The following is a 23,302-nucleotide window of genomic DNA, read 5'->3' as shown; positions in this document are numbered from 1 at the left end:
TCAAACACAGATCGCCCAACTCCCCACGGCGGCACGGCCGCAGGGCACGTCGGTACATGCGTTCGCACACGGCGAAGGGCCCGGATCCGCAGGACGGATCCGGGCCCTTGGACTCGGCGGGAGCGATCAGCCCCCGCTCGGGCTACCGCTTGGACTGCTGTTTGGTGCCGGACTGGCGCTCGCACCCGGGCTCGCGCCGCCCTTGCCGTCGCCGTTCTTGCCGCCGGCGCCGGGCTTGTCCGCCTGCGCCTGCGCGTCCTCGGCCCGCTTCAGGGCGTCCTGAAGGTCCTTCTGCGCCTGGCCGTACGCCTGCCAGTCGCCGTTCTTCAGGGCGGTCTGACCGTCCTCGAAGGCCTTCTGGGCGTCCTTCAACGCCTCCTGGACCGTCGGGTTGTTCGACGGCGGCGGGTTCTTCTCGCCGCTGCCGGTGCCACCACCGCCGGTGTCGGAGCCAGAGCCGGAGCCGGAGCCGGGCGGCTCGGTGGCCGAACCCTCCGTACCGAACACCTTGTTGAGGGCCTTGTCGAGCGTGTCCTCGAACGCGGTGTTGCCGCCGTACGTCACCAGGACCTTGCGCAGCAGCGGGTACTTGAGGCCGCCGCCGCGCAGGTAGACCGGCTCGACGTAGAGCAGTCCGCCGTCGAGCGGCACCGTCAGCAGGTTGCCGTACTCGACCTCCGAGTCGCCACCCTTCAGCAGCCGGATGGACTCGGCGATCGAGGGTTCGGAGTTGAACTGGCTCTGCACCCGTTTCGGGCCGTCGATCGTCTTGCCCGTGGGCAGCTTCAGGATGCTGATCTTGCCGTAGTCGCTCGTGTTCGCGTCGGCGGCGACCGTCATGAACGCGCTCAGGTTGTCACGGCCGTTCGGCGTCATCGTCGTCGTCAGTGAGAACGTCTGGGACGACTCACCGGGCATCTTGAGGCTCAGGTAGTACGGCGGCACCGCGTCGCCCGACCTGTTCGTCGGGTCGTTGGGGATCTGCCACACCTCGCTGCCGCTGAGGAAGGTCTGCGCGTCCGTGACGTGGTAGCGCGTGAGCAGTTCGCGCTGCACCTTGAACAGGTCCTGCGGATACCGGATGTGGGACAACAGCTCCGGGGAGATGTCCTTCTTCGGCTCGACCGTGCCCGGGAACGCCTTCATCCAGGTCTTCAGAACCGGGTCCTGGGTGTCCCACTGGTACAGCTTGACCTCGCCCGTGTAGGCGTCGACGGTCGCCTTGACCGAGTTGCGGATGTAGTTGACCTGGTTCTGCTGGGCCACCACCCGCTGGTTGTTGGCGGCGGTCAGCGAGTCCAGCGTCGTGTCACCGAGGGTGGTGCGCGAGGAGTACGGGTAGCCGTTGGTCGTCGTGTAGGCGTCGACGATCCACTGGACGCGCCCGTCGACCACCGCCGGATACGAGACCCCGTCGATCGTCAGCCACGGGGCGACCGCCTCGACGCGCTGCTTGGGCGTGCGGTTGTACAGGATCCGCGAACCGTCGCCGATCGCGCCGGAGTAGAGGATCTGCGGCTCGTTGAACGCCATCGCGTACGCGGCCCGGTTCAGCGGGTTGGCGAGGCTGACACCGCTGTTCCCCTTGTAGCTGGTGGTCTTCTCACCGGTGTCGTCGGAGTAGTCGATCTCCTTCTGGGGACCGCCGACGATGGAGTAGGTGCTGGTCTTCTCGCCGTAGTAGATCCGCTGCTCGTACCGCGGGAGGTCGCCCGTGGACGGCAGGTTGTACTCGGTGAACACCGGGCGGCCCTCGTCGGCCTCGGTGCCCTTGGCCGCGACCACGCCGTAGCCGTGGGTGTAGCGGAAGTGGTCGTTGATCCAGTTGTTCTTCGGGATCCCGGCGAGGTTCAGCTCGCGCAGGCCGATGACCGTGTCCTGGACCTTGCCGTCCTTGGTCTTGTACCGGTCGACGGCCAGGTTGGACGGGAACCCGTAGTAGTTGCGCACCTGCTGGAGCTGCTCGAACGTCGGCGAGACGATGTTGGGGTCCATCAGCCGGTAACTGGCCGCGTCGGCGGCGGCGTCCCGCAGCTTCGCCTTGTCCTGGGTGTCGCTCGTGCCCGCGTAGTCGGTGACCTTGGTGTCGTCGATGTCGTAGGCCTCGCGGGTCGCCTCGAGGTTCTTCTGGACGTACGCGGCTTCCTTGGCCTGCTCGTTGGGCTCGACCTGGAACTTCTGGACGATCGCCGGGTACAGGCCGCCGATGAGGATGGCCGACAGCACCATCAGGCCGAAGCCGATGACCGGCAGCTGCCAGGTGCGCCGCCACAGGGTGGCGAAGAACAGCACCGCGCAGATGACGGCGATGCAGAACAGGATCGTCTTGGCCGGCAGATAGGCGTTGGCGTCGACGTACCTCAGGCCCGTCCAGTTGCCGGTCGCCTTGAAGTCACTGGACTTCACCGCCAGTCCGTACCGGTCCAGCCAGTAGGCCACCGCCTTCAGCGTCACGAAGACGCCGAGGAGCACCGACAGATGCCCGGTCGCCGCGGCCGTGGCACGCGCGCCGGGGCTGGTGACGCGCAGCCCGCCGTACAGGTAGTGGGTGAGCACCGCGGCGATCAGGGACAGGATCGTGGCGGCGAAGCCGAAGCCCAGCAGGAAGCGGTACCAGGGCAGGTCGAAGGCGTAGAAGGAGACGTCCAGGTGGAACTGCGGGTCCGTCTTGCCGAAGGCCACGCCGTTGACCCACATCAGCCAGGTCCGCCACTCGCTCGCGGCGGAGGCACCGGCGATCAGCCCGACCAGCGCCGTGATGCCGCTCAGCAGCCACTTCTTGTACGGCGCGATGCTCATCCGGTAGCGGTCCAGGCTCTGCTGCTCCACCGACATCGCGCTCAGCGGCGGCCGCAGCCGGTGCGCCAGCCAGATGTTCAGCCCGACCGCGGCCGCCATCAGCAGGCCGAAGACGAAGAACAGTCCGATCTTGGTCCACAGGGTGGTGGTGAACACGGACGAGTAGTGCACCGACCGGTACCACAGCCAGTCCGTCCAGAAGCCCGCGAACATGGCGAAGACCATGCCGAGGACGGCGAGGACGCCCAGTGTCATGAGCAGGGTCCTGGCACGCCGGGACGGGCGGCCCACTCTCATCCGCGGCCCTGTCGGGCCTCCGCCGCGGTCCGGCATCTGGAAAGCCAAGGTGTGCACCTCGAAAGTCGCTGTTGATTCGGTTTCGTTGCGTCAGGCCCCCGAGTCCGCGGACCGTACGGTGGGCCCTCGGAATCGTGGGCCCACACCTATGCAACTTACTCACCGTTTACTCGGTTCCCGATTCCGCCCAGGAACGAGGCAGGATTGTGACCATGTCCAACACTCCCATGGCAGCGAACCCGCTCACCCGGGCGGTACTCGAGATCGACGAGTACGCCTCCGGCCTCGGCTGGGACCAGCCCGCTCGCCTCTTCGCCCTCGTAGACACCGCGCGGCTGCGGACCCAGGAACCCGCCCTCGCGGCACAGCTCGGCCTGGCGGACGAGCAGGAGACCTCCGGTCTCACCCCGGTCGAGCAGGACGAGGTCCCTGCCGACCGGCCCCTCGACGAGTTTCTCGCCACCATCGCCTGGCCCGACGCGGTGGCCGGCTGCGCGCTGACCGTGGAGCGCATGATGCTGCCCCCGTCCGCCGAGGCACAGGTCCCGCAGGGACTGGACGGGGCGAAGCTGGCGAAGTGGGTGGCCGGCCACCCCGAGCGCCAGGAGGTCCGCATGACGGTAGCGGTCCTGCGCGACGGCGCCCGGGAGTCGGCCCTGCGCCTGCGTGAGAAGGACTCCGCCACGGAGGTCCTCACCGGCTCCGACCTGGTGCCGGGGCTGGCCGAGGCCCTGACCGCGACCTTCGAGGACTGAGCCGGGGGGCCCTGGGCCCGCCGCACTCCCCTACCCGACCGGCACACGGCCTGGGCGCTGCCCGTCAGCCCTTGGCCGTGCACTTCGGCAGATCGGCGGCCTTGCCGCCGCGGATGTCCTTCAGGGCGCTGAGCGCGTCGCCGAGCGTGTGCACCTTGACGAGGGTGAGCCCCGAGGGCGTGTCCTTGGCGGCGGCCGCGCAGTTCTCGGCGGGGGTGAGGAAGAACTGGGCACCCTTGCTGCGCGCCCCGACGGTCTTCATCTCGATGCCGCCGATCGGGCCGACCTTGCCGTCGTCGTCTATCGTCCCGGTGCCGGCCACGAACTTCCCGCCGGTCAGGCTGCCCGGCGTGAGCTTGTCGTAGAGGCCGAGCGCGAACATCAGCCCCGCGCTCGGTCCGCCGACATCGGCGAGCTTGATGTTGATCTCGAACGGGAACGTGTGGTCGGTCCCGGCGGAGATCCCGACGATGGCGCGCTTGGCCCTGGTGTCGGCGGACTGCGCGGTGGTGATGGTGACGTCCTTGGTGACGGTCGCCGCCCTGTGCTGCTTCGCGGCGGCGGCCTGATCCTTGGCCGGCACGATCGTGAAGACCACGGCCTGCCCGGGCTCGTGCTTGGTGACCAGCCTGGCGACGTCCGAGGGCTGCTTGACCGGCGTGCCGTCGACGGCCCTGATGACGTCGCCCGCGTGCAGCCTGCCCTGCGCCGGGGTGTCCTTGATGACCGTGGAGACGATCACCCAGGACTGCACCGGGATGTGCAGCTCCTTCAGGGCGGCGACCTTGGCGCTCTCCTGGGACAGGGTGAACTCCTCGGCATTCTCCTGGGTCGACTGCTCCTCCGTCTTGCCGTCGGGGTAGAGCGTGTCGTGGGGGACGATCTTGCTGTCGTGCGCCAGCCAGCCGTAGACGGCCTCGACGAGGTTCATGCGGTAGTCGGCGCTGGTGACCCGGACGGTGGTCATGTTGAGGTGGCCGTCCGCCGGGTAGGTCTTGTGGCCGGAGATCTGCAGCACCGGCTCGCCGCCGTGGTCGCCCAGGGTGTTGACCGTCGGCCCCGGCGACATCTCCGAGTAGGGCACGGGGAAGAGGATTCCCGCGCACAGGAGCGCGATCAGCATCAGGGTGGAGGCGAGCATCGTCGCGGTGCGGCGTGGCATGACTCGACAGTACGGGACGGTTCTGTCAGCGCACCGTCAGGGCGGGACCCTCACGTACTGGAGTGGGACCTCTCCATGGCCTCACGGAAACGGGCGTAGCCGTCCAGTTCAGGACCGTCGCTGCGCGCCTTGCGGGTCCGGTTCGCCCAGCTCCCCCACAGTCCGGCGCCTATCGCAGCCACAAACGGAATCAGCAACCAGGCGAGCGCCGCCATGCCGACCTCCCAACCCCTGATACGCGACCGCGACTGACTGATCAGCAGATTAACCATCCGCACTGACAACGCTCACGCCAGGGGTTCGGTTACGCAACCGGAGGTGCGGCCATGAGGTGGCCATGGGGTTGGGGGTGTCAGGCGCCGACCCATTCCTCGGTGCCGTCCGAGAACCTCTGGTGCTTCCAGATCGGCACCTCGTGCTTGAGGTCGTCGATGAGCTTCCGGCAGGCCTCGAAGGCCTCGCCCCGGTGCGGGCACGACACCCCGACGACGACCGCGAGGTCTCCCACCCTCAGATCCCCCACACGGTGGACGGCCGCCAGCGCCCGGACCGGGTACCCGGCAGCGACCTTCTCGGCGACCCGGCGCATCTCCGCCTCCGCACTGGGGTGGCAGGAGTACCCGAGCGCGTCGACCCCGGCGCCCCCGTCGTGGTTCCGCACGGTCCCCACGAACAGCGCGGTACCGCCTGCGGCATCGTCCCCGAGCGCCTTGAACACCTCGTCCAGGGAGAGGGGGGTCTCCCGGACGCCGATCAGCTTGACGGGGTCCTCGGCGGCGTACTCGCCGGGATGATCGTTGGTGGCTGCCATGCGTCCATCGTGCCGCACACGCGGAAGGACCGGGAACAGCGCGATCACCCAGTACGCGCGCGTGCCGATTCGGAGCCTCGAACAGGGCTGCCTCGTGCGGGACTGCCTGGTACAGAGGGTGGAGGGCCGCGCACGAGAAGGGGCTTCTCAGCGCCGGCGTGCCTTCCGCGCCCGTCGAACCACCGCCGCCGCGCCCAGCAGGGCCACCGTCGCCCCGGCCGCGCCCGCCGCCGTCGCGTCCTTGCGCCCCAGGCGCCGCCCGGCGACCGTGTGCCGCCCGGACACCTCCTCCAGCAGCGCCGTGAGAACCTCCTCGTTGGTCCACCGCGGCCGCCATCCGGCGTCGTGCAGCCGGCTGCCGCTCACCACCCAGGGGTACATCGTGTACGCCAGGTCCCCCGCCGGAGACGGCGTCAGCCCGATCCGGTGCAGCCGGGCCGCCGCACCGAGCGCGACCGCCGACGGCAGTTCCATCCGGCGGATCCCGCTGAGCTCCTCGACCTCCTCCTGCTCCAGCCACCCGTCGCACCCGACGGCCAGCTCCCCGTCGACCTTCTCCAGCACGGCGTACTCCAGGGCGCTGCACAGGTCCTCGACGTGGCAGAACTGCCACGCGGGCCGCGACCCGGCCACGACCAGTAGGCGCGGCGATTCGAAGTACCGGGTCAGCGCGGTGTCCGTGCCCCCGACCAGCACCGCGGGCCGGACCACGGACACGTTCAGTCCGGGATGCGCCCGTGGAGCGCGCCGCGCCAGCCGCTCGATCTCCAGCAGGTCCCCGACGCCGGTCGCCTCGGCGGTCGCCCGCAGCTGGGCGTCCTCCGACAGCGGCAGCTCGTTGTCCGGCAGCGCCCCGTAGACCATCGCGGAGGTGCACAGCACCACGCGGTGCACCCCGGCCGCGGCCGCCGCGGTCAGCACGGTCTGCGTCCCCCTGACGTTGTACGCCGTCCGGGCGGCCGAGTCGGTCTCCAGGTCGAGGTCGAGCGCCAGGTGCACGACGACGTCCGCGCCGCGCAGCTTCTCCGCGATCGCCGGATCCCGCACGTCGAGGATGTGCCACTGCGCCGCCGCGCACTCCCCGCGCCGCTCGTCGATCGCTACGACCTGCCTGACCTCGGCGGACTCCGCCAGCCGCTCGGTGAGCAGCGCGCCGACCCCGCGAGCGGCTCCGGTGACCGCGACGACGGGCCCGCGCACGGCGGGAGTGCTCTCTTGGTTTCGCGCTGCGCGAACCTGTGGATCTGGGGAACTCACCGGGCGTCTCCAGCGGTTGTCTTCACATACGGGCGCGAATGACGCGTACGTACCAGGTGGCATCCATCCTGCCGCAGGCGATGTGTCGGCGAAGCACCGAGGCCCGAACCGCCCATGGTGTCTACGCTGGGTGGTGTTGTCGGGCAGCCGCGCCGCCGGAGAGAACCGGTGGCCCTACCAGCCGAGGAATCCCGTGAGTGACACCCCATTCGGATTCGGCCTTCCGCCGGAGGAGCCGGACGACGGCGACGAGGGCAAGAAGAAGGACCAGCAGAGCGGCGGTGAGCAGGGACCGGCCAACCCGTTCGGTTTCGGGCTGCCCGGAGCCGGAGGCTTTGGCGGGCCCGGCGCCGACAATCCGCTCGCAGCCATGTTCGGTTCGCTGAACCCCACCGACCTGGGTGCGGCGTTCCAGCAGCTCGGCCAGATGCTCTCCTACGAGGGCGGCCCGGTGAACTGGGACATGGCCAAGCAGATCGCCCGCCAGACGGTCGCCCAGGGCACCTCCGACGGCACCAAGGACGCCAGCGTCGGTCCCGCCGAGCGCACCGCGGTCCAGGACGCCGTCCGGCTGGCCGACCTGTGGCTCGACGACGTGACGTCCCTGCCGTCCGGCGCCGGATCCGCGGTGGCGTGGTCCCGCGCGGAGTGGGTCGAGGCCACCCTGCCGGCGTGGAAGGAGCTCGTCGACCCGGTGGCCGAGCGGGTCGGCACCGCCATGGGCGACGTGCTGCCGGAGGAGATGCAGGCCATGGCCGGCCCGCTGATCGGCATGATGCGCTCCATGGGCGGCGCCATGTTCGGCACGCAGATCGGCCAGGCCGTCGGCGTGCTGGCCGGCGAGGTCGTCGGCTCGACCGACATCGGCCTGCCGCTCGGCCCGGCCGGCAGGGCCGCGCTGCTGCCGGTGAACATCGAGACGTTCGGCAAGGACCTGGGCGTGCCCAAGGAGGAGGTGCGGCTGTACCTCGCCCTGCGCGAGGCCGCCCACCAGCGCCTGTTCTCGCACGTGCCGTGGCTGCGCTCGCACTTGTTCGGCGCGGTCGACGGGTACGCGCGCGGGATCAAGGTCGACACCGCGAAACTGGAGGACGTGGTCGGCCAGTTCGACCCGCAGAACCCCGAGCAGCTGCAGGACGCGCTCCAGCAGGGCATGTTCCAGCCCGAGGACACCCCGGAGCAGAAGGCCGCCCTGGCCCGCCTGGAGACCGCTCTGGCCCTCGTCGAGGGCTGGGTGGACGCCGTGGTGCACGCGGCGGCCAAGCCCCGTCTGTCGTCCGCCGACGCGCTGCGTGAGACGCTGCGCCGCCGCCGGGCCTCGGGCGGCCCGGCCGAGCAGACGTTCGCCACGCTGATCGGCCTCGAACTGCGTCCACGCCGGCTGCGGGACGCCTCCCGCCTGTGGGCCTCGCTCACCGACGCGCGCGGGGTGGAGGGCCGCGACGGCCTGTGGGCGCACCCGGACATGCTGCCGACCGCCGCCGACCTGGACGACCCGGACGGCTTCGTGCACCGCGAGCACATGGACTTCTCGGAGCTGGACAGGATGCTCGGCGAGGCGGCGAGCGGTTCGACGCCGAAGCCGGACCTGCGCAAGAAGACCGAGAACGACAAGGGCGACGAGAACGACAGGGGCGACGACGCCGAGTGAGCCTCCACGACGACGCGGTCCTCGTCCTGCGGGAGTACGGGGACCAGGAGGACCTGCGCCCGCTCTACCTGGAGCACCTGCGGACGCATCCGGACGGCATGTGGAAGGCCTGCGCGGACGGACACATCACGGCGAGCGCCCTGGTGATCGACCCCGAGCGCGGCCGGGTGCTGCTGACCCTCCACCGGAAGATCCGCATGTGGCTGCAGACGGGCGGCCACTGCGAGCCGGAGGACACCACACTGGCGGGCGCCGCCCTGCGCGAGGCGACCGAGGAGTCGGGCATAGAGGGGCTGACCCTGCTGCCCGGTGGTCCCGTCCGGCTCGACCGTCACCAGACGCCGTGCGCCTGGCACCTCGACGTCCAGTACGCCGCGCTCGCGCCGAGCGGGGCGGTGACGACCATCAGCGACGAGTCCCTGGACCTGCGCTGGTTCGCCTACGACGAGGTGCCGGAGGTGACCGACAAGTCGGTCGTCCGCCTGCTGGAGGCGACCCTCGCCAGGCTCTGACCGGGCACGGCGCGGCGGCGCGCCGGTTCCCGGCCGTGGGTGGGACGGCCGCGCGGCGATTCACGGCCGTGGCAAGGGAAGGCCGAGGCCGGCGGCCACTGGTGGTGGTCGCCCCTGCCAGCGGTCCCGGCTCAGCCCCAGACGTTGCCCTGGTTCTGTCCCCGCGCGCCCTGCTGTCCCATGCCGAACTGGGCGGCGAGGCCCTGCCCGATCACCGCGTTCTGCGGCGGCAGCAGCTCGCTGGGCTGGACGAGCGCGTAGCCGCTGCCCATGAAGCTGAGCTCCCAGCCCTCGCCGGTGCCGCCGCGGCGCCGCCACACCCCGCTGGAGTGCGTCTGGGCCTGCATCTGCACGCGCAGCGCGGTGGACCAGGCGACGATCGCGTCGGCGTCGCAGTTGACGTACTTGTCCGGCGTCACCTGCATCAGCAGCGGCGCGCCCGAGGTCATCAGGGCGACCCTGCCGTGGCCGGTGATGTTCAGCTGGTACTTCCCCGAGCCGGAGACGCCGTACATGCTGTCGACGGCGACGGCCTCGTGGTACAGCGTGGAGTCCATCGCCAGCACATAGCTGCTGTCGACGGTCAGACCGTCCTGCTCGACGTCCATGATGTGCACGTACTGGGCGAGGTTGGCGAGGTAGACCGTGCCCTGTCCGTGACAGCGCATCAGGTCCAGGCCCTCGCCGGTGTACGCGCGCGTGCGTGCCTGACCGCCGCTCTGGTACTCGGCGTCGAACTCGATCAGGCCCTGGTAGGCGACCATCGTGCCCTTGCGGGCGAGGATGTCGTCTTGGCCCTCCAGGGTGACGCGCAGCATCTGCTTGTTCTGCAGGCTCCAGCGCTCCTGCGCCTGGGCCTCGTTGAAGGCGAAAAGCGGGCTCTGCATGGTCTCTGTCTCCCCCTCAGCCGCGCATTCGCAGACGGTCGGTGCTGTCCTCGCTGGGCTGTACGACGACGATGCCCTGCCCGGAGAAGGCCATCTGGTAGGCCTCTCCGCTGCCCCGGCCGATCAGGGACTGCGCCCTGAAGCTGCGCTTGCCCTTCACCTTCAGGTTCGGCGACCAGGCGACGAGCGCGTCCGGGTCGACGTAGGTCTCGTTCTCGCCCTCGCCGCAGTCGACGACGATCGGCTCTCCCCGGGAGGTCAGCGCCACCCAGCCCTGTCCGGAGATCCGCGTGTTCCACAGGCCCTGCCCGGCGAACTTCGCCAGCCCCTTGACCCGTTCGACGCCCCAGCTCAGTCCGGCGTCGAAGGCGAGCAGGTTGGTGGCGTTGACGGAGATCGCGTCACCGCCCAGGTTGATGACGACGACGTTGGCTCCGTAGTCGGCGAGGTAGAGCAGTCCGTCTCCGGAGCACTTCATCAGGGGTGCGCCCTCGCCGGTGACCCAGTCGCGTGCGATCTGGCGCACGGCCGACGGGCTGGGCTCGTACTGGATGAAGCCCTCGTAGGCGACCATCGACCCCACGCGCGCGAAGAGGTCGTTCCCGGTCTGCATGGCGACCTTCAGCATGTGGCTGCCGTGGTTCTCCATGCGGGCGGTGACGGGTGCGGGGGCGTGACCCGCGAGCGGCTGGTTCATGACGGGCTCCCTCAGACCTCGTAGGGCTGGACGACGACGAAGCTGCCGGGGGCGGCGCGGAACTGGAGGTTGACGCCCTCTCCGGTGTCGCCCGGGTAGGCGTTGCGGCGCATCCGCACCTGGCTGGAGACGATCACCTGGGCGGCGGCCGACCAGGCGACCACGGCGTTGGAGTCGACGAACGTCGTCGGCGTCACGGGCAGCACGACCGGGGGGCCGTGCGTCTTGACGACGATCGTGCCGGTGCCCTGGAACTGCATGGTGAACAGGGCGCCGCCGGGGATGCCGTGTCCCTCGACACGGCGGACCTCGTACTCCAGGCTCTCGTCGAAGGCGAGGACGTTCTCGGCGGAGACGCAGATCGCGTCGCCCTGGAGCTCGACCGGATGCAGATGGGTGGAGTTCTCGGCGAAGAACACCTGGCCCTGGCCGGTGCAGCGCATCAGCTGCATCTCCTGGCCCGTGACGTTGCCCGTGATCCGGCCCGCGAAGCCGGCGCCCTTGTAGGTGAAGTCGACCTTGCCCTGGTAGAGCACCATGCTGCCCTGCCGGGCCAGCACGGGCCGGCCTCCCTCCGTGCCGAGGTCGGCACGGATCAGCTTGCTGTTCTGCAGGGTCCAGCGCCGTCCGGTGGGCGCCTCCTTGTACAGGTTCAGCGCGGCGGACACCCCGGCGGCCTGGGGAGCGGCCTGCGGCACTCCGTGGGGCGCGGGCCCGCCGGGAACCTGGCCGAACGGCGGCTGGTGTCCATAGCCGGGGGGCGGTGGCGGGGCCTGCGGTGCCTGGTACTGGGCGGGCGGCGGGGGCGGGGTCGGGCCGTGCCCCTGACCGTGCGCCGGGCCGTACGGGGACTGCCCGTAGGGGGCGGGTGCCGGGCCGGGCGGCGGGACCGGGGCGCCGGGCGGGGTCAGGGGGGCGATGATGGTCGGCGCGGCGTGCACCGAGAACGCGGGGCCCGGCGCCGGGGGCGGGGGCGGAGGCGGCGGGGTGGCTCCCAGGGGCGGGGGGAAGCCGTGCGCGGCGGGTGGCGGGGTGGCTCCCGGGGACGGCTCGAATCCGGGCTCGGCGGGCGGGGGCACGGGTGCCGCGGGCGGGGGCATGTGGGCGACCGGGGGTGGAACAGGGGCGGGCGCGGGAGCGGCCGGGGGTGGAACAGGGGCCGGGGCGGCCGGACCGGAGGGGACGGCGAACTCCGGGGGCGCGGTGGCCTGTGCGGGCGGGGCGAAGCCGGGAGCGGCACCGGGCTGCGGGTCCTGGCCCGCGGCGGGGTTCTCCTCCTCCTCTTCCAGGACCTCGCCGCCGAAGTTCTTCAGCAGCGCCTCCAGGCCCCCGTCGAAGCCCTGCCCGACGGCCGCGAAGCGCCATACGTCCTTGACGTAGAAGTCGCCCAGCATCACGGCCCGTTCGGTGGAGAACTCCGAGCCGTCGAACGCGTACCGGGCCACCTCCTCGCCACCCGCCACGATGCGCAGGTACCCGGAGTCGATCTGCGACATCTGCCCGGCGCCGTCGATGGCGGCCGTGAACGACAGCTTCTGGACATGCGACGGGATCTTCTCCAGCGTGACCCGGAAGGACTCCGTGTCGCCTGCCTGGGCGCCCAGCAGCTGGATGGCCTCCTCGGGGGACTTCGGCTGGTTGAAGAAGACGAAGTACCGGTCGTCCGAGAGGCGTTCGTCGGCGTCCAGTCCGAAGCAGCTGATGTCGACGGTCAGTCCGGGCGCCGAGATCTGCACGCCGACGTACAGATCCGTGCCCGCGGTCAGGTCACTGATCCTGGCCTTGTGGCCGCGCTGGAATTCCCTGGGCATGCGTAACGACCGTCCCCCGTCCCGAAGCGAGTGCGTCGCGCCAGGCTAACGGCAAACTCCGACACCGGACGAAGTCGGTACAGACCCGGTACACAAACACAGTCGGGCGGTACCGGACGCCCCGGAGGCCCCGTCACTCGCCGTGTGTTCCCGGCGGATGCGGCAGCCGTGCGGCCGCGGCCACGCCTTCCAGATAGCCGCGGGCCCGCTCCGTGCGCGGGTACGCCTCCAGCAGCCGCCAGAAGTCGGGCCCGTGCCCCGGGACGAGCAGATGGGCCAGTTCGTGCAGCAGTACGTAGTCGACGACGTACTCCGGCATCCCTTGGAGACGGTGGGAGAGACGGATGCTGCCCTCCGCCGGGGTGCACGAGCCCCAGCGCGTGTTCTGGTTGGTGACCCAGCGGACCGAGGCGGGCCGGGCGCGGCCGTCGAAGTACTGGGCGGACAGCCGCTCGGCGCGTTCGGCCAGCTCCGTGTCGCCGAGCGCCCGCCGGCTCTCCTGGGCGGCCAGCTTGTCGAGCATGACGGTCACCCAGCGCTTCTCCTCCGCCTCTGACATCCGGGCGGGGATGAGCACGACGGTGCGACCGCCCTCGCGGTACGCGGAGACCGTCCGGCGGCGCCGGGCGCTCCTGCGGACCTCGATCTCGTTCGCCGCCGCGGCGTCCGGCGGCCGGCTCGTCTCGCCGCGCTGTGGCTTTCCGGCACGGTGAAGTGGATCGGCGGACACGCTCCGACGTTACCGGGTACGCGGACCAGAAGTCCCGGGCCGGGAACGCTTCCATGCCGGTCCCTGCCGGGGGCGCTCGGCCGAAGGTCCGATTCGTATGACGATTACCCGCTACCTGTGGATAACTTCCGGCACGTCCCCTTCGAGCCAGGCATCCTGGGACTCGTTCCTCCTCCCCTCTCTCCTCTTCCCTCTCCTCGTTTTCTCCAGTTCTTCTTCCTTCTCCTCCCTTCTTCGGGCTACGGGGGCTCGCACATGCATCCGATGGTGAAGCCCGCGCTCAGGCGCGGCTGGCGTGATCTTGGCACCGTGCAGTTCGGGATGACTCCCGCGCACGCGATGACACTGGGCCCGCTGGACACGGCGACGGGCAGTTTCCTGGACCTGCTCAACGGCACGCGCGGGCTGCCTCTGCTGCGGGAGGAGGCCCGCCGCATGGACCTGCCCGACGGCCATGTCGACCGCCTGGTGGAGAGGCTGGCCCAGGCCGGGCTCCTCGACGACGCCAGGGGCGGCGGCGCGGCGGCCGACGCGCTGCGCGCACGGAAGGAGGCGATGGACCGGCTGGGGCCCGATCTCGCCTCCCTCTCCCTGACCACGCGCGAACCGGGCGAGGCGATGGGTCGCCTGGCCGCCAGACGTGAGGCACGTGTGCAGGTCAAGGGCGCGGGCCGGGTGGGCGCCGTCCTGGCCGCGCTGCTGTCCGGGGCAGGGGTCGGCGAGGTCGACGTGCGCGACGGCGGCTGTGTGGAGCCGTGGGACGTCGCCCCGGGCGGACTGCCCGCCGAGGCCGTCGGAGAGCGCCGGGACACCGCGGCACGGCGGGCCGTGCGCGCTGCGGCCCCGGACCGTACGGCCCGCCGCACCCCCCGGACACCGTCCGAGCCGGAAGAGCGGGGGTTCTCCCTGGTGGTCCTGGCCCCGCGGGACGACATCGCCGTGCACGCGCCCGACCCCTCCGCGGCCACCGCCCTGATCGAGTCCGGTACCCCTCATCTGTATGCCGGGGTGGTGGAGGGCACGGGCCTCGTGGGCCCGCTCGTCCTGCCCGGCGAGACCGGCTGCGCCGGCTGCCTCCACCAGGAGCGCACGGACCGGGACGGGACCTGGCCACGTCTGGTGGCGCAGTGGCGCTCGGGCAGACCACGGCACGTACGTCCGTGTGATCTCGCTCTCGCCGCGACCGTGGCCGCCCTGGCGGCCGCCCACGCACTCGCCTTCCTGGACGGGGAGTCGCCCTCCAACTCGGGCGCCCGTTGGGAGGTCTCCCTGCCCGGCCTGCACTGGCGCGCGCGACCGGTGCGGCCGCATCCGGCCTGTCCGTGCGGCGCGGCCGGGAAAGCCGAAAGGGAGCAGGCCTCAGAGAACGGGGAAGCACGCGCAACAATGGCTGAGCAACGGCCGTCATCGACGCCCTGCCGTCGGGCAGAGGCTGCGCGGCTTGCTGGGACTTGGAGGGCGCATGTCTGATCTTCCCCGGAAGGCGGTCACCCGGACCGCCAAGCTCGCCGCGCTCCCGCTGGGTTTCGCCGGGAGAGCGACCTGGGGACTCGGCAAACGGATCGTCGGCGAGTCCGCCGATCTTGTCGGCCGCGAGCTGCAGCAACGCACCGCCGATCAGTTGTTCAAGGTGTTGGGCGAGCTCAAAGGCGGGGCGATGAAATTCGGGCAGGCGCTGTCCGTCTTCGAGTCGGCGCTGCCCGAGGAGGTCGCCGGCCCCTATCGGGTCGCGCTGACCAAGCTCCAGGAGGCGGCGCCGCCGATGCCGACGCGCACGGTGCACTCCGTGCTGGAGGAGCGGCTCGGCGCGCACTGGCGTGAGCTGTTCGAGGAGTTCGAGGACAAGCCGGCCGCGGCGGCCTCGATCGGGCAGGTGCACCGGGCGGTGTGGCACGACGGCCGCGAGGTCGCGGTCAAGGTGCAGTACCCCGGCGCCGGCGAGGCCCTCGTCTCCGACCTGACCCAGTTGAGCCGGTTCGCCCGTCTGCTGGGGCCGCTGGTTCCCGGCGTGGACATCAAGCCGCTGATCGCCGAGCTCAAGGACCGCGTCTCCGAGGAACTGGACTACGGACTGGAGGCGCAGGCCCAGCAGGCTCACGCCGATGAGTTCGCGGACGACCCGGACGTCGTCGTCCCGGCGGTCGTCCACCAGCGCGACCAGGTCCTGGTCACCGAGTGGATGGACGGTGTCCCGCTGTCCGAGGTGATCGCGGACGGCACCCAGGCCCAGCGCGACCGCGCCGGCCAGTTGCTGGCCCGCTTCCTGTTCTCCGGCCCGGCCCGCACCGGCCTGCTGCACGCCGACCCGCACCCCGGCAACTTCCGTCTCCTGCCCGGCGGACCGGACGGCGAGGACGACTGGCGCCTGGGCGTCCTGGACTTCGGCACCGTCGACCGCCTCCCCGGCGGCCTGCCGTCGACCATCGGCGCGGCGCTGCGGATGGCGCTGGACGGAGAGGCGGACGCGGTCTACGAGATGCTCAGCACGGAGGGCTTCGTGAAGGAGTCCATCGAGCTGGACCCGGAGGCCGTGCTCGACTACCTGCTGCCGATCATCGAGCCGGCCCAGGCGGAGGAGTTCACCTTCACCCGTGGCTGGATGCGCAGTCAGGCGGCCCGGATCGCCGACCCCCGCTCCCCCGCCTACCAGCTGGGCAAGCAGCTCAATCTGCCCCCGTCGTACCTGCTCATCCACCGGGTCACGCTGAGCACCATCGGTGTGCTGTGCCAGCTGGGGGCCACGGTGCGGCTGCGGGAGGAGCTGGAGGAGTGGCTGCCGGGCTTCGCCACCGGTCCTGAGGCCGAGGAGCCGGACGACGAGGGACCGGACGACGAGCAGGCGGCTGCCGAGGCGTGAGCGCGGAGGGGGCTGCCAGGGGGACTACCACCAGGCGGAGTCCAGGCGCCCCTCGATCGAGCGGAGGTTCTCGCGGGAGCAGGCGTCGCAGAAATAGCGCCGGGTGCCGTTCTCCACGGAACAGGTCCAGGTGGGCGGCAGTCCCTCGGCCGGAGTGCCGCACCGCGCGCACACCGGCGCGGGACGCTCCGCGCCCGCGCCGCCGTCCGTGCCGGCACGGTCCGTGCAGTCGCGCGCCGTGTCGTCGTGCGCCGTGCCCGCGTGGCCCGCGCTCGCGTGGTTCGTGCCTCCGGGAAGACTCGTCACCCCGCGACCATACCGCCGGGCCGCGGCTCGGCGGGGACAACGCACCGCGGGGGCCGGTCCGTGCGGACGGACCGGCCCCCGCGGGAAGAGTTCCGGCCTCCCGGGCCGGGAGGCCACCGCCTGGCGGTGTGGAACAGCCTGACGGTCAGTGCATCACTGCCATGGCGAGCGCGCGGCGGGCACGCAGCGAGGCGCGCTCGGCGCGACGCTGCATCCGGCGGGCGGCCACCAGGCGCAGGGCCCGGCGTTCCCTCTCCGCCTCGTGCAGCCGCTCGTGCATATGCGCACGGGCCAGCGCTTCTGGGATGAGTTGCATCTCTCGGTTCCTGTTCTGACGCGATTCGTTCGCGCCGGTGGTGGTGACGTCTTCGGTCGCGGAGCCTGCGGGCTCACTGGCGGACGGCTTCATCGGGGCCTGCTTCTGGGGGTCGTGCGTGAGGGGGCGGTCGATCGTTCCTGCGGTGTTCATGCCGTGACCGGGTTCTTCCGCGGACGGCCACGCGGCCGCTTCCGGGCGACGACGACACCTTGGACGAACAGCTCGCCACCCCAGACGCCCCAGGGCTCACGCCGCTCCTTGGCGCCGGCGAGGCAGGCCTCGACCAGCGGGCAGGTACGGCAGAGGGACTTGGCGTACTCCACGTCCGCCGGCGACTCGGCGAAGAAGACCTCCGGGTCGTAGGAGCGGCACGGTACGGGCACGCCGAGGTTCTCGATGGCGTCGTCGAGCGCGGTGAGCGCGGTGAGCGGGGTCAAGGCGGGGTCCTCCGTGAGACCGGGCTTGGGGATCATGTCGGAAGGCGGTACGGACGGGGCGTGCGCTTCGAGTTGCACGGTTCGTCTTCCTCGTCTGGTCGGGTCGGCCCGTCGGCCGGGTGTCGGCCGACTGCCAGGTTCTTGTCTTGTCCCGAGGCCCCTTCGCTCCGCTGTCCCCGTTCGGGGAAAACAGAAGGGCCGCGGATCCCGGATGGGGTTCCGCGGCCCTGAAGGCGCCGGCCTGATCGGCGATCAGGCTGGATCACTCCAGGGTTCTGGCCCACGGAAGGCCCACATCAGGTGGTGCTGCTTCGTCTGCTCCCGGTTACCGGCACCGGCCGCCTCAACGGCATAGGCCTGTGCCTGCGCCGCTACTGCTTCCAGTGCCTCGGTCGGTCGCTCATCGCGCTCACGAATGGGAAGACCCGCGAGGGACGCAAAGGACGCCGGGCGCACGGCAGCGATGCCGGACAGACCGGTGCCCTGGTTGAAGGCGCCGAGCATGCACAGGGAGGCGACCGAGCGATCGGTCATTTTGGCGGTGCTGATGGAGCTGCTGTTGATGCTGATCACTGGACTCGCCTCCTCTCGGCGTCTGGGGGACTGGGGGTGAGCCAGTCCGTACGGATATGCAAGTACAACACGGAAACAGGGCCTCAGGAAGGCCACCGTTCCCGTGACCAAGAACCTATGGGGACGGACGGCGGGTGCGCAAACTATTTTTTCGACGAGTTCCCGCGGGTCTTCGGCCAGCCCCCGATCAGTCCTCGATCGCCTCTCCCGCGGGCTCCCGGCCTGCGCAGAGGTCGAGAACGTCCGATCCGTACCGGCGGAGCTTGCGCATCCCCACTCCAGGGATGCGCGCCAGTTCGCGCTCGTCGTCCGGGACGGTTTCGGCGATCGCCATGAGCGTCTTGTCGGTGAAAACGCAGAACGCGGGCTGCCCGCTGCGCCCCGCCTGGACCGCCCGCCACTCGCGCAGCCGCTCGTACAGGCCCTCGTCCATGTCGGAGGGGCAGCCCTCGCAGCGCATCAGCTTCATCTCGCCGGCGTCGGTGAGCGTGCGGCCGCAGACCCGGCAGCGGGCGGGGGTGCGCTGTGCGCGCCGCGGGGCGGGCGCCCCCGGCGTCCCCGCGGCTGTGGTGAAGCCGCGCTCGATGCCCCCGGAACCGCCGGGCGCGGCGCGGCCCGCGGTGCCGGCCGAGCCGGGGCGCAGCCCGTCGAGGAAGCGGCTGGGACGGCGGCCCGGGCGGCCGCCTGGCGAGCGGGACAGCGACCAGGAGACGTGCAGCCGCTCACGGGCGCGGGTGACACCCACGTAGAGGAGGCGTCGTTCCTCCTCGACCTGTTCGTCCGTCCGGGCGTAGGTGATCGGGATCATGCCCTCGGCGACGCCGACCAGGAAGACGACGTCCCACTCCAGGCCCTTGGCCGAGTGCAGGGAGGCGAGGGTGACGCCCTGGACCGTGGGTGCGTGCTGGGCGTTCGCCCGCTCGTCGAGTTCCGCCACGAGGTCGGCGAGTGTCGCGCCCTGCCGGGCGGCGGCGAAGTCCTGCGCGAGGCTCACCAGGGCGGCCAGCGACTCCCAGCGTTCTCTGACCGCGCCGGAGCCGGCCGGCGGCTGCGCGGTCCAGCCCTCCCCCGACAGCACGGCACGCACCTGTGAGGGCAGGTCGACGACGTCGTCGAGGAGGGAGTCGTTGCCGCCGAAGCGGGCGGCGGCGCGCAGCGCGACACTCGCCTTGCGCACCTCGGGACGGTCGAAGAAGCGCTCGGCGCCACGCAGCTGATAGGGCACGCCGACGTCGGCGAGGGCCTGCTCGTAGGTCTCGGACTGGACGTTCGTCCGGAACAGGACGGCGATCTCGCTCGCCGGGACACCGGAGGCGATGAGGTCGTGGATGCGGTGGGCCGCCCCCTCGGCCTCGGCGGGCTCGTCGGCGTACTCGGTGTAGGCGGGCTCGGGGCCGGGGGCGCGCTGGGAGACCAGTTCCAGCCGGTGGTCGGCGGCCCGGCCCCGGGCCTGGGCGAGCAGTCCGTTGGCGAGGTGGACGACCTGAGGGGTGGACCGGTAGTCGCGGACCAGCTTGACGACGGTGGCTCCGGGGTGACGGGTGCGGAAGTCGAGCAGGTGGTCGGGGGTCGCCCCGGTGAAGGAGTAGATCGTCTGGCTGGCGTCGCCGACGACGCACAGGCTGTCGCGGTCGCCAAGCCACAGCTCCAGCAGGCGCTGCTGGAGCGGGGAGACGTCCTGGTACTCGTCCACCACGAAGTGCTGGTACTGGGCGCGGACCTGCTCGGCGACGTCGGCCCGGTCCTGCAGGACGGCGACGGTCAGCAGCAGGACGTCCTCGAAGTCGATGACCGAGCGGTCCCGCTTGAGGTCCTCGTACACCGAGTACAGCTGGGCGATCTCGGCCGGGTCGCGGGGGGCGGTGCGGCCCTCCTTCGCGGCCGCGCCGGCATAGTCGGCCGGGACGGTCTGGGTGACCTTGCACCACTCGATCTCGGCGGTGACGTCCCGCAGCTCGTTGCGGTCGAGACGGATGCGGCAGGCGGCGGCCGCGTCGGCGACGAGCTGGATCTTGCGGTCGACCAGCCGGGGCATGGCGCCACCGATCGCTTTCGGCCAGAAGTACTGCAGCTGCCGCAGGGCGGCGGAGTGGAAGGTGCGGGCCTGCACGCCGTGCGCGCCGAGCTGGCGCAGCCGGCCCCGCATCTCCCCCGCGGCACGGTTGGTGAACGTGACGGCCAGCACGGTGGAGGGGTGGAGGACGCCTGCGCGCACCCCGTAGGCGATGCGGTGGGTGATCGCCCGGGTCTTGCCCGTGCCGGCGCCCGCCAGGACGCACACCGGCCCGTGCAGAGAGGTGGCCACCTCGCGCTGCTCGGGGTCGAGCCCGTCGAGCACCGCGTCGGCGGAGTCCGGGACCCGAGGGAAGAGCGGGGAGTGCGTTGCTGCTGTCACACAGCCATGCTGCCAGGTCGCTCCGGGACGCATGAGCCGGTTGTCCACAGGCAGCCCCGGCGGTCGTACTAATGCCGTGCGCCCTCGTGCGGGACGCCCTCGTGTCGCGCGTCACGATGTCGCGCGTCACGTCCGTACGGATACCCCCGGTGGGAATGCCGGAGCGATGGCGTACGTTCCTTCCCAGCGACGAATACGTCCCCGAGCCGCCGAAGGAGCGCGAGAGACATGCCGGGCACTGTGACGATGTACAGCACCACGTGGTGCGGCTACTGCCGTCGGCTGAAGAGCCAGATGGACCGTGAGGGCATCACGTACACCGAGATCAACATCGAGCACGACCCGGACTCCGCGGCCTTCGTCGAGAAGGCCAATGGCGGAAACCAGACGGTTCCCACCGTGCTCTTCCCGGACGGCTCGACCCTCACGAACCCGTCGCTGGCCCAGGTCAAGGAGAAGGTCGGCGCCTGATCGCGACGCGTCGCACGACGGACGACGCGAGGGCGGCCTCCCCTGGAATTCCGGGGAGGCCGCCCTCGCGTTGCCGGGCCCCTCAGACGGCGCTCCTCGTCGGCAGCGGCTTGCCGTACCAGAGTTCGATGAGCCGGGCCGCGATGGAGATGCCGTAGGGCGGCAGGACCTCGCCGGACTCGAAGGCCGCGCGCAGCTCCTCGCGGGAGAACCAGCGGGCCTCGTGGATCTCGTCGCCGTCCACGTCGATCCCGGTCGAGGTGGCGTGCGCCATGAAGCCCAGCATGAGGCTGGAGGGGAACGGCCAGGGCTGACTGGCGACGTACTCGACCTCGCCGACGGCGACGCCCACCTCCTCATGGACCTCGCGGCGCACCGCCTGCTCGATGGACTCCCCCGGCTCGACGAATCCGGCGAGCGTGGAGAAGCGGCCCTCGGGCCAGTGCACCTGGCGGCCGAGCAGGATGCGGTCCTCGTCGTCGGTGACCGCCATGATCACGGCGGGGTCGGTGCGCGGGTAGTGCTCGGCGCCGCAGGCCGGGCAGCGGCGGATGTGTCCGGCCGCGGCGATCACGGTGCGCTCGCCGCAGCGGGAGCAGAAGCGGTGCAGCCGCTGCCAGTTCTCCAGGGCCACCGCGTGCGCCAGCAGGCCGGAGTCCCGGGGCGACAGGAGCAGGCCGGCCTCGCGCAGGCCGGCCGGGCGGGCGGACTGGTCCATGCGGCCGGGCAGGGAGTCCTTCTGCAGGGCGAAGTAGCTGACGCCCTCGGCGTTCGTGCCGAGGAAGTAGCGGTGCGCCTCGGTGAGGGGGGCCTCGAAGGAGGGTGTCGTGACCAGCTCGGTCCGGCCGTCGGGGGTCTCGTCGATCAGGGCCTGACCGCCGGAGACCACGAAGCAGCGCGTCGAGGGGTGGCTCCACGCCGCGGCGAGCCAGGCCTCGTCGAGCCGGTGGTGGGCGGCCCGGTCGATGCCGCTGGGCGCGGTGAGCGAGATGGGTCGGTCTGCGGTGTGGTCGGTCCAGGTGGTCACGGGTGCTTCCAACTCCCCCGGTGCAACGGTTGTTTCGGCGGCGGTTCAGCGGGACGTGCGGCCGGAGGCGTCCGCGGCCGGCGGGGCCTGGGAGCGCGCGACGGCCTTACCAGTGTGCGCCCGGGCCGGTGGGCACCCCTCAGGGCGCATCGTGCCAGTGCTCCGCGAGGTCGCCCCACAGGTACGCGCTGGTCTCGACGCCCTTGAGCAGGAGGTCGAGCTCGACCTTCTCGTTCGGCGCGTGCCAGCCGTCGGAGGGGACGGAGATGCCCAGGAAGAGGACGGGCGCGCCGAGAACCTCCTGGAGATCGGCGGCCGGGCCCGAGCCGCCCTCGCGCGTGAAGCGGACGGGGCCGTCGAAGGCACGGCCCATGGCGCGGACCACGGACTGCAGGGCCGGGTGGTCCAGCGGGGTCAGGCACGGGCGCGTGGCCGAACCGAACACGATCTCGTGCCGTATCCCCGCGGGCACCTGTTCGGCGGCCCAGGTGCGGACGGCCTTCTCGATGTGTTCGGGGTCCTGGCCCGCGACCAGGCGGAACGACAGCTTGACCATCGCCGTGGAGGGGATGATCGTCTTGCTGCCGGGGCCCTGGTAGCCGCCGCCGATGCCGTTGACCTCGGCGGTGGGGCGGGCCCAGATGCGCTCCAGGGTGGAGTACCCGGCCTCGCCCTGGGTGGCGTACGACTTCGCGGTGCGCAGCCACTGCTCCTCGGCGAAGGGCAGCTCGGCGAAGAGCCGGCGCTCCCGGTCGGTGAGTTCCACGATGCCGTCGTAGAAGCCGGGGACGGCCACGCGCGCGTGCTCGTCGTGCAGGGCGGCGACGAGGCGGGCGGCGGCGGTCGCCGGGTTGGGCACCGCGCCGCCGAAGGAGCCGGAGTGGATGTCCTGGTCGGGTCCGTACAGCCGGATCTCGCACTCGGCGAGGCCCCGCATCCCGGTGCACACCGTGGGGGTGTCGGCGGACCACATGCCGGTGTCGGAGACGATCACCGCGTCGGCGGCCAGGCGCTCCGCGTGCTGTTCGACGAGAGCCCGGAAGTGCGGGGAGCCGGACTCCTCCTCGCCCTCGATCAGCAGCTTCAGATGGACGGCCGGGGCGGTGCGGCCGGTGGCGGCGAGGTGGGCGCGGACGCCGAGTGTGTGGAAGAACACCTGACCCTTGTCGTCGGCCGCCCCGCGCGCGTAGAGGCGGCCCTCGCGGACGACGGGCTCGAAGGGCTCGCTGTCCCAGCCGTCCTCACGGGCGGCGGGCTGGACGTCGTGGTGGCCGTAGACGAGGACCGTGGGGGCCTCGGGGTCGTCGGAGCGCCACTCGGCGAAGACGGCGGGGGCGCCCGCGGTCGGCCAGACCTCGGTGGTGGTGAAGCCGGTCTCCTGGAGCTTGCCGGCGAGCCAGTCGGCGCTGCGCCGTACATCGGGCGCGTGGTCGGGCTGGGCCGACACGGACGGGATGCGCAGCCATTCGGCGAGGTCGTCGAGGAAGGCGGTGCGGTGCTGCTCGATGTACGTACGGACGGCGCTGTCCGGGGTCTGGCTCATGGAAC

Annotated in this window: 21 protein-coding genes; 6 read left to right on the top strand and 15 right to left on the bottom strand. The window is 71.4% G+C overall.

Features of this window, described 5'->3' with window-relative positions; all coding sequences use genetic code 11:
• Positions 1-126: 126 nt before the first annotated feature.
• Positions 127-3,132, bottom strand: coding sequence for a UPF0182 family membrane protein (locus OIE49_RS23625; protein WP_326806312.1), 3,006 nt, complete (start codon positions 3,130-3,132; stop codon positions 127-129).
• A 176-nt stretch (positions 3,133-3,308) separates the two neighbouring features.
• On the opposite strand from OIE49_RS23625, the gene OIE49_RS23620 reads away from it, so the two are divergent.
• Entirely contained in the window at positions 3,309-3,851 is a 543-nt protein-coding gene (locus tag OIE49_RS23620) for a PPA1309 family protein (protein WP_199836580.1), read from the top strand.
• Positions 3,852-3,915: 64 nt separating this feature from the next.
• On the opposite strand, the gene OIE49_RS23615 is transcribed toward OIE49_RS23620, so the two are convergent.
• From OIE49_RS23615 to OIE49_RS23605, 3 genes are all read right to left on the bottom strand, one after another.
• Positions 3,916-5,013, bottom strand: a complete 1,098-nt coding sequence (locus OIE49_RS23615; RefSeq protein ID WP_326804028.1) for a YlbL family protein — start codon at positions 5,011-5,013, stop codon at positions 3,916-3,918.
• A 352-nt stretch (positions 5,014-5,365) separates the two neighbouring features.
• Positions 5,366-5,824: a molybdenum cofactor biosynthesis protein MoaE gene (locus tag OIE49_RS23610; RefSeq protein ID WP_100568281.1), complete on the bottom strand. Its 459-nt coding sequence runs from the start codon at positions 5,822-5,824 to the stop codon at positions 5,366-5,368.
• A gap of 147 nt (positions 5,825-5,971) precedes the next feature.
• A complete protein-coding gene (locus OIE49_RS23605) occupies positions 5,972-7,081 on the bottom strand; it encodes an SDR family oxidoreductase (protein ID WP_326804027.1) in 1,110 nt (369 codons plus the stop codon).
• Between the two features lie 193 nt (positions 7,082-7,274).
• Here OIE49_RS23605 and OIE49_RS23600 point away from each other — a divergent pair, with 193 nt between their 5' ends.
• Both OIE49_RS23600 and OIE49_RS23595 read left to right on the top strand, forming a co-directional pair.
• Positions 7,275-8,732: a zinc-dependent metalloprotease gene (locus OIE49_RS23600; protein WP_326804026.1), complete on the top strand. Its 1,458-nt coding sequence runs from the start codon at positions 7,275-7,277 to the stop codon at positions 8,730-8,732.
• A complete protein-coding gene (locus tag OIE49_RS23595; protein WP_326804025.1) occupies positions 8,729-9,244 on the top strand; it encodes an NUDIX hydrolase in 516 nt (171 codons plus the stop codon). The genes OIE49_RS23600 and OIE49_RS23595 overlap by 4 nt, the downstream gene beginning before the upstream one ends.
• 131 nt (positions 9,245-9,375) lie before the next feature.
• Here OIE49_RS23595 and OIE49_RS23590 read toward each other — a convergent pair whose 3' ends face one another.
• The 4 genes from OIE49_RS23590 to OIE49_RS23575 all read right to left on the bottom strand — a co-directional run bounded on the left by OIE49_RS23590 (position 9,376) and on the right by OIE49_RS23575 (position 13,369).
• Entirely contained in the window at positions 9,376-10,131 is a 756-nt protein-coding gene (locus OIE49_RS23590; RefSeq protein ID WP_326804024.1) for an AIM24 family protein, read from the bottom strand.
• Between the two features lie 16 nt (positions 10,132-10,147).
• Positions 10,148-10,828, bottom strand: a complete 681-nt coding sequence (locus OIE49_RS23585) for an AIM24 family protein (RefSeq protein ID WP_326804023.1) — start codon at positions 10,826-10,828, stop codon at positions 10,148-10,150.
• A gap of 11 nt (positions 10,829-10,839) precedes the next feature.
• Complete coding sequence (locus tag OIE49_RS23580) at positions 10,840-12,639, bottom strand: TerD family protein (protein WP_326804022.1); 1,800 nt, start codon at positions 12,637-12,639, stop codon at positions 10,840-10,842.
• 133 nt (positions 12,640-12,772) lie between these two features.
• Positions 12,773-13,369, bottom strand: a complete 597-nt coding sequence (locus OIE49_RS23575; RefSeq protein ID WP_326804021.1) for a M48 metallopeptidase family protein — start codon at positions 13,367-13,369, stop codon at positions 12,773-12,775.
• A 255-nt stretch (positions 13,370-13,624) separates the two neighbouring features.
• Between OIE49_RS23575 and OIE49_RS23570 the strand changes: the two genes are divergently transcribed.
• Both OIE49_RS23570 and OIE49_RS23565 read left to right on the top strand, forming a co-directional pair.
• Positions 13,625-14,839, top strand: coding sequence for a TOMM precursor leader peptide-binding protein (locus OIE49_RS23570; RefSeq protein WP_326804020.1), 1,215 nt, complete (start codon positions 13,625-13,627; stop codon positions 14,837-14,839).
• The gene (locus OIE49_RS23565; RefSeq protein WP_326804019.1) at positions 14,832-16,226 is read left to right on the top strand and encodes an ABC1 kinase family protein; all 1,395 of its coding nucleotides are present in this window, start codon (positions 14,832-14,834) and stop codon (positions 16,224-16,226) included. The genes OIE49_RS23570 and OIE49_RS23565 overlap by 8 nt, the downstream gene beginning before the upstream one ends.
• 24 nt (positions 16,227-16,250) lie before the next feature.
• On the opposite strand, the gene OIE49_RS23560 is transcribed toward OIE49_RS23565, so the two are convergent.
• From OIE49_RS23560 to OIE49_RS23540, 5 genes are all read right to left on the bottom strand, one after another.
• Positions 16,251-16,532 carry a hypothetical protein gene (locus tag OIE49_RS23560; RefSeq protein ID WP_326806444.1) on the bottom strand — a complete coding sequence of 94 codons (282 nt, stop codon included), beginning with the start codon at positions 16,530-16,532 and terminating at the stop codon, positions 16,251-16,253.
• A 145-nt stretch (positions 16,533-16,677) separates the two neighbouring features.
• On the bottom strand, positions 16,678-17,001 hold the full coding sequence (locus OIE49_RS23555) for a hypothetical protein (protein WP_100568175.1): 324 nt from the start codon (positions 16,999-17,001) through the stop codon (positions 16,678-16,680).
• Positions 16,998-17,366 (bottom strand): WhiB family transcriptional regulator, encoded by a 369-nt coding sequence (locus OIE49_RS23550; RefSeq protein ID WP_326804018.1) that lies wholly within the window; start codon positions 17,364-17,366, stop codon positions 16,998-17,000. The genes OIE49_RS23555 and OIE49_RS23550 overlap by 4 nt, the downstream gene beginning before the upstream one ends.
• A 174-nt stretch (positions 17,367-17,540) precedes the next feature.
• On the bottom strand, positions 17,541-17,861 hold the full coding sequence (locus OIE49_RS23545) for a hypothetical protein (RefSeq protein ID WP_199836581.1): 321 nt from the start codon (positions 17,859-17,861) through the stop codon (positions 17,541-17,543).
• A 187-nt stretch (positions 17,862-18,048) separates the two neighbouring features.
• Positions 18,049-20,256, bottom strand: a complete 2,208-nt coding sequence (locus OIE49_RS23540) for an ATP-dependent DNA helicase UvrD2 (RefSeq protein WP_326804017.1) — start codon at positions 20,254-20,256, stop codon at positions 18,049-18,051.
• Between the two features lie 228 nt (positions 20,257-20,484).
• Between OIE49_RS23540 and OIE49_RS23535 the strand changes: the two genes are divergently transcribed.
• Positions 20,485-20,727 carry a mycoredoxin gene (locus OIE49_RS23535; protein WP_326804016.1) on the top strand — a complete coding sequence of 81 codons (243 nt, stop codon included), beginning with the start codon at positions 20,485-20,487 and terminating at the stop codon, positions 20,725-20,727.
• 82 nt (positions 20,728-20,809) lie between these two features.
• On the opposite strand, the gene nudC is transcribed toward OIE49_RS23535, so the two are convergent.
• Entirely contained in the window at positions 20,810-21,754 is a 945-nt protein-coding gene (nudC, locus tag OIE49_RS23530; protein ID WP_326804015.1) for an NAD(+) diphosphatase, read from the bottom strand.
• A 139-nt stretch (positions 21,755-21,893) separates the two neighbouring features.
• Positions 21,894-23,297, bottom strand: a complete 1,404-nt coding sequence (locus tag OIE49_RS23525; protein ID WP_326804014.1) for a dipeptidase — start codon at positions 23,295-23,297, stop codon at positions 21,894-21,896.
• Positions 23,298-23,302 lie beyond the last annotated feature (5 nt).

The sequence above is a fragment of the Streptomyces sp. NBC_01788 genome (assembly GCF_035917575.1).
Lineage (GTDB): Bacteria > Actinomycetota > Actinomycetes > Streptomycetales > Streptomycetaceae > Streptomyces.
The sequence above is the reverse complement of the archived record's forward strand: the minus strand, read 5'-3'. Positions and strand labels throughout refer to the sequence as shown.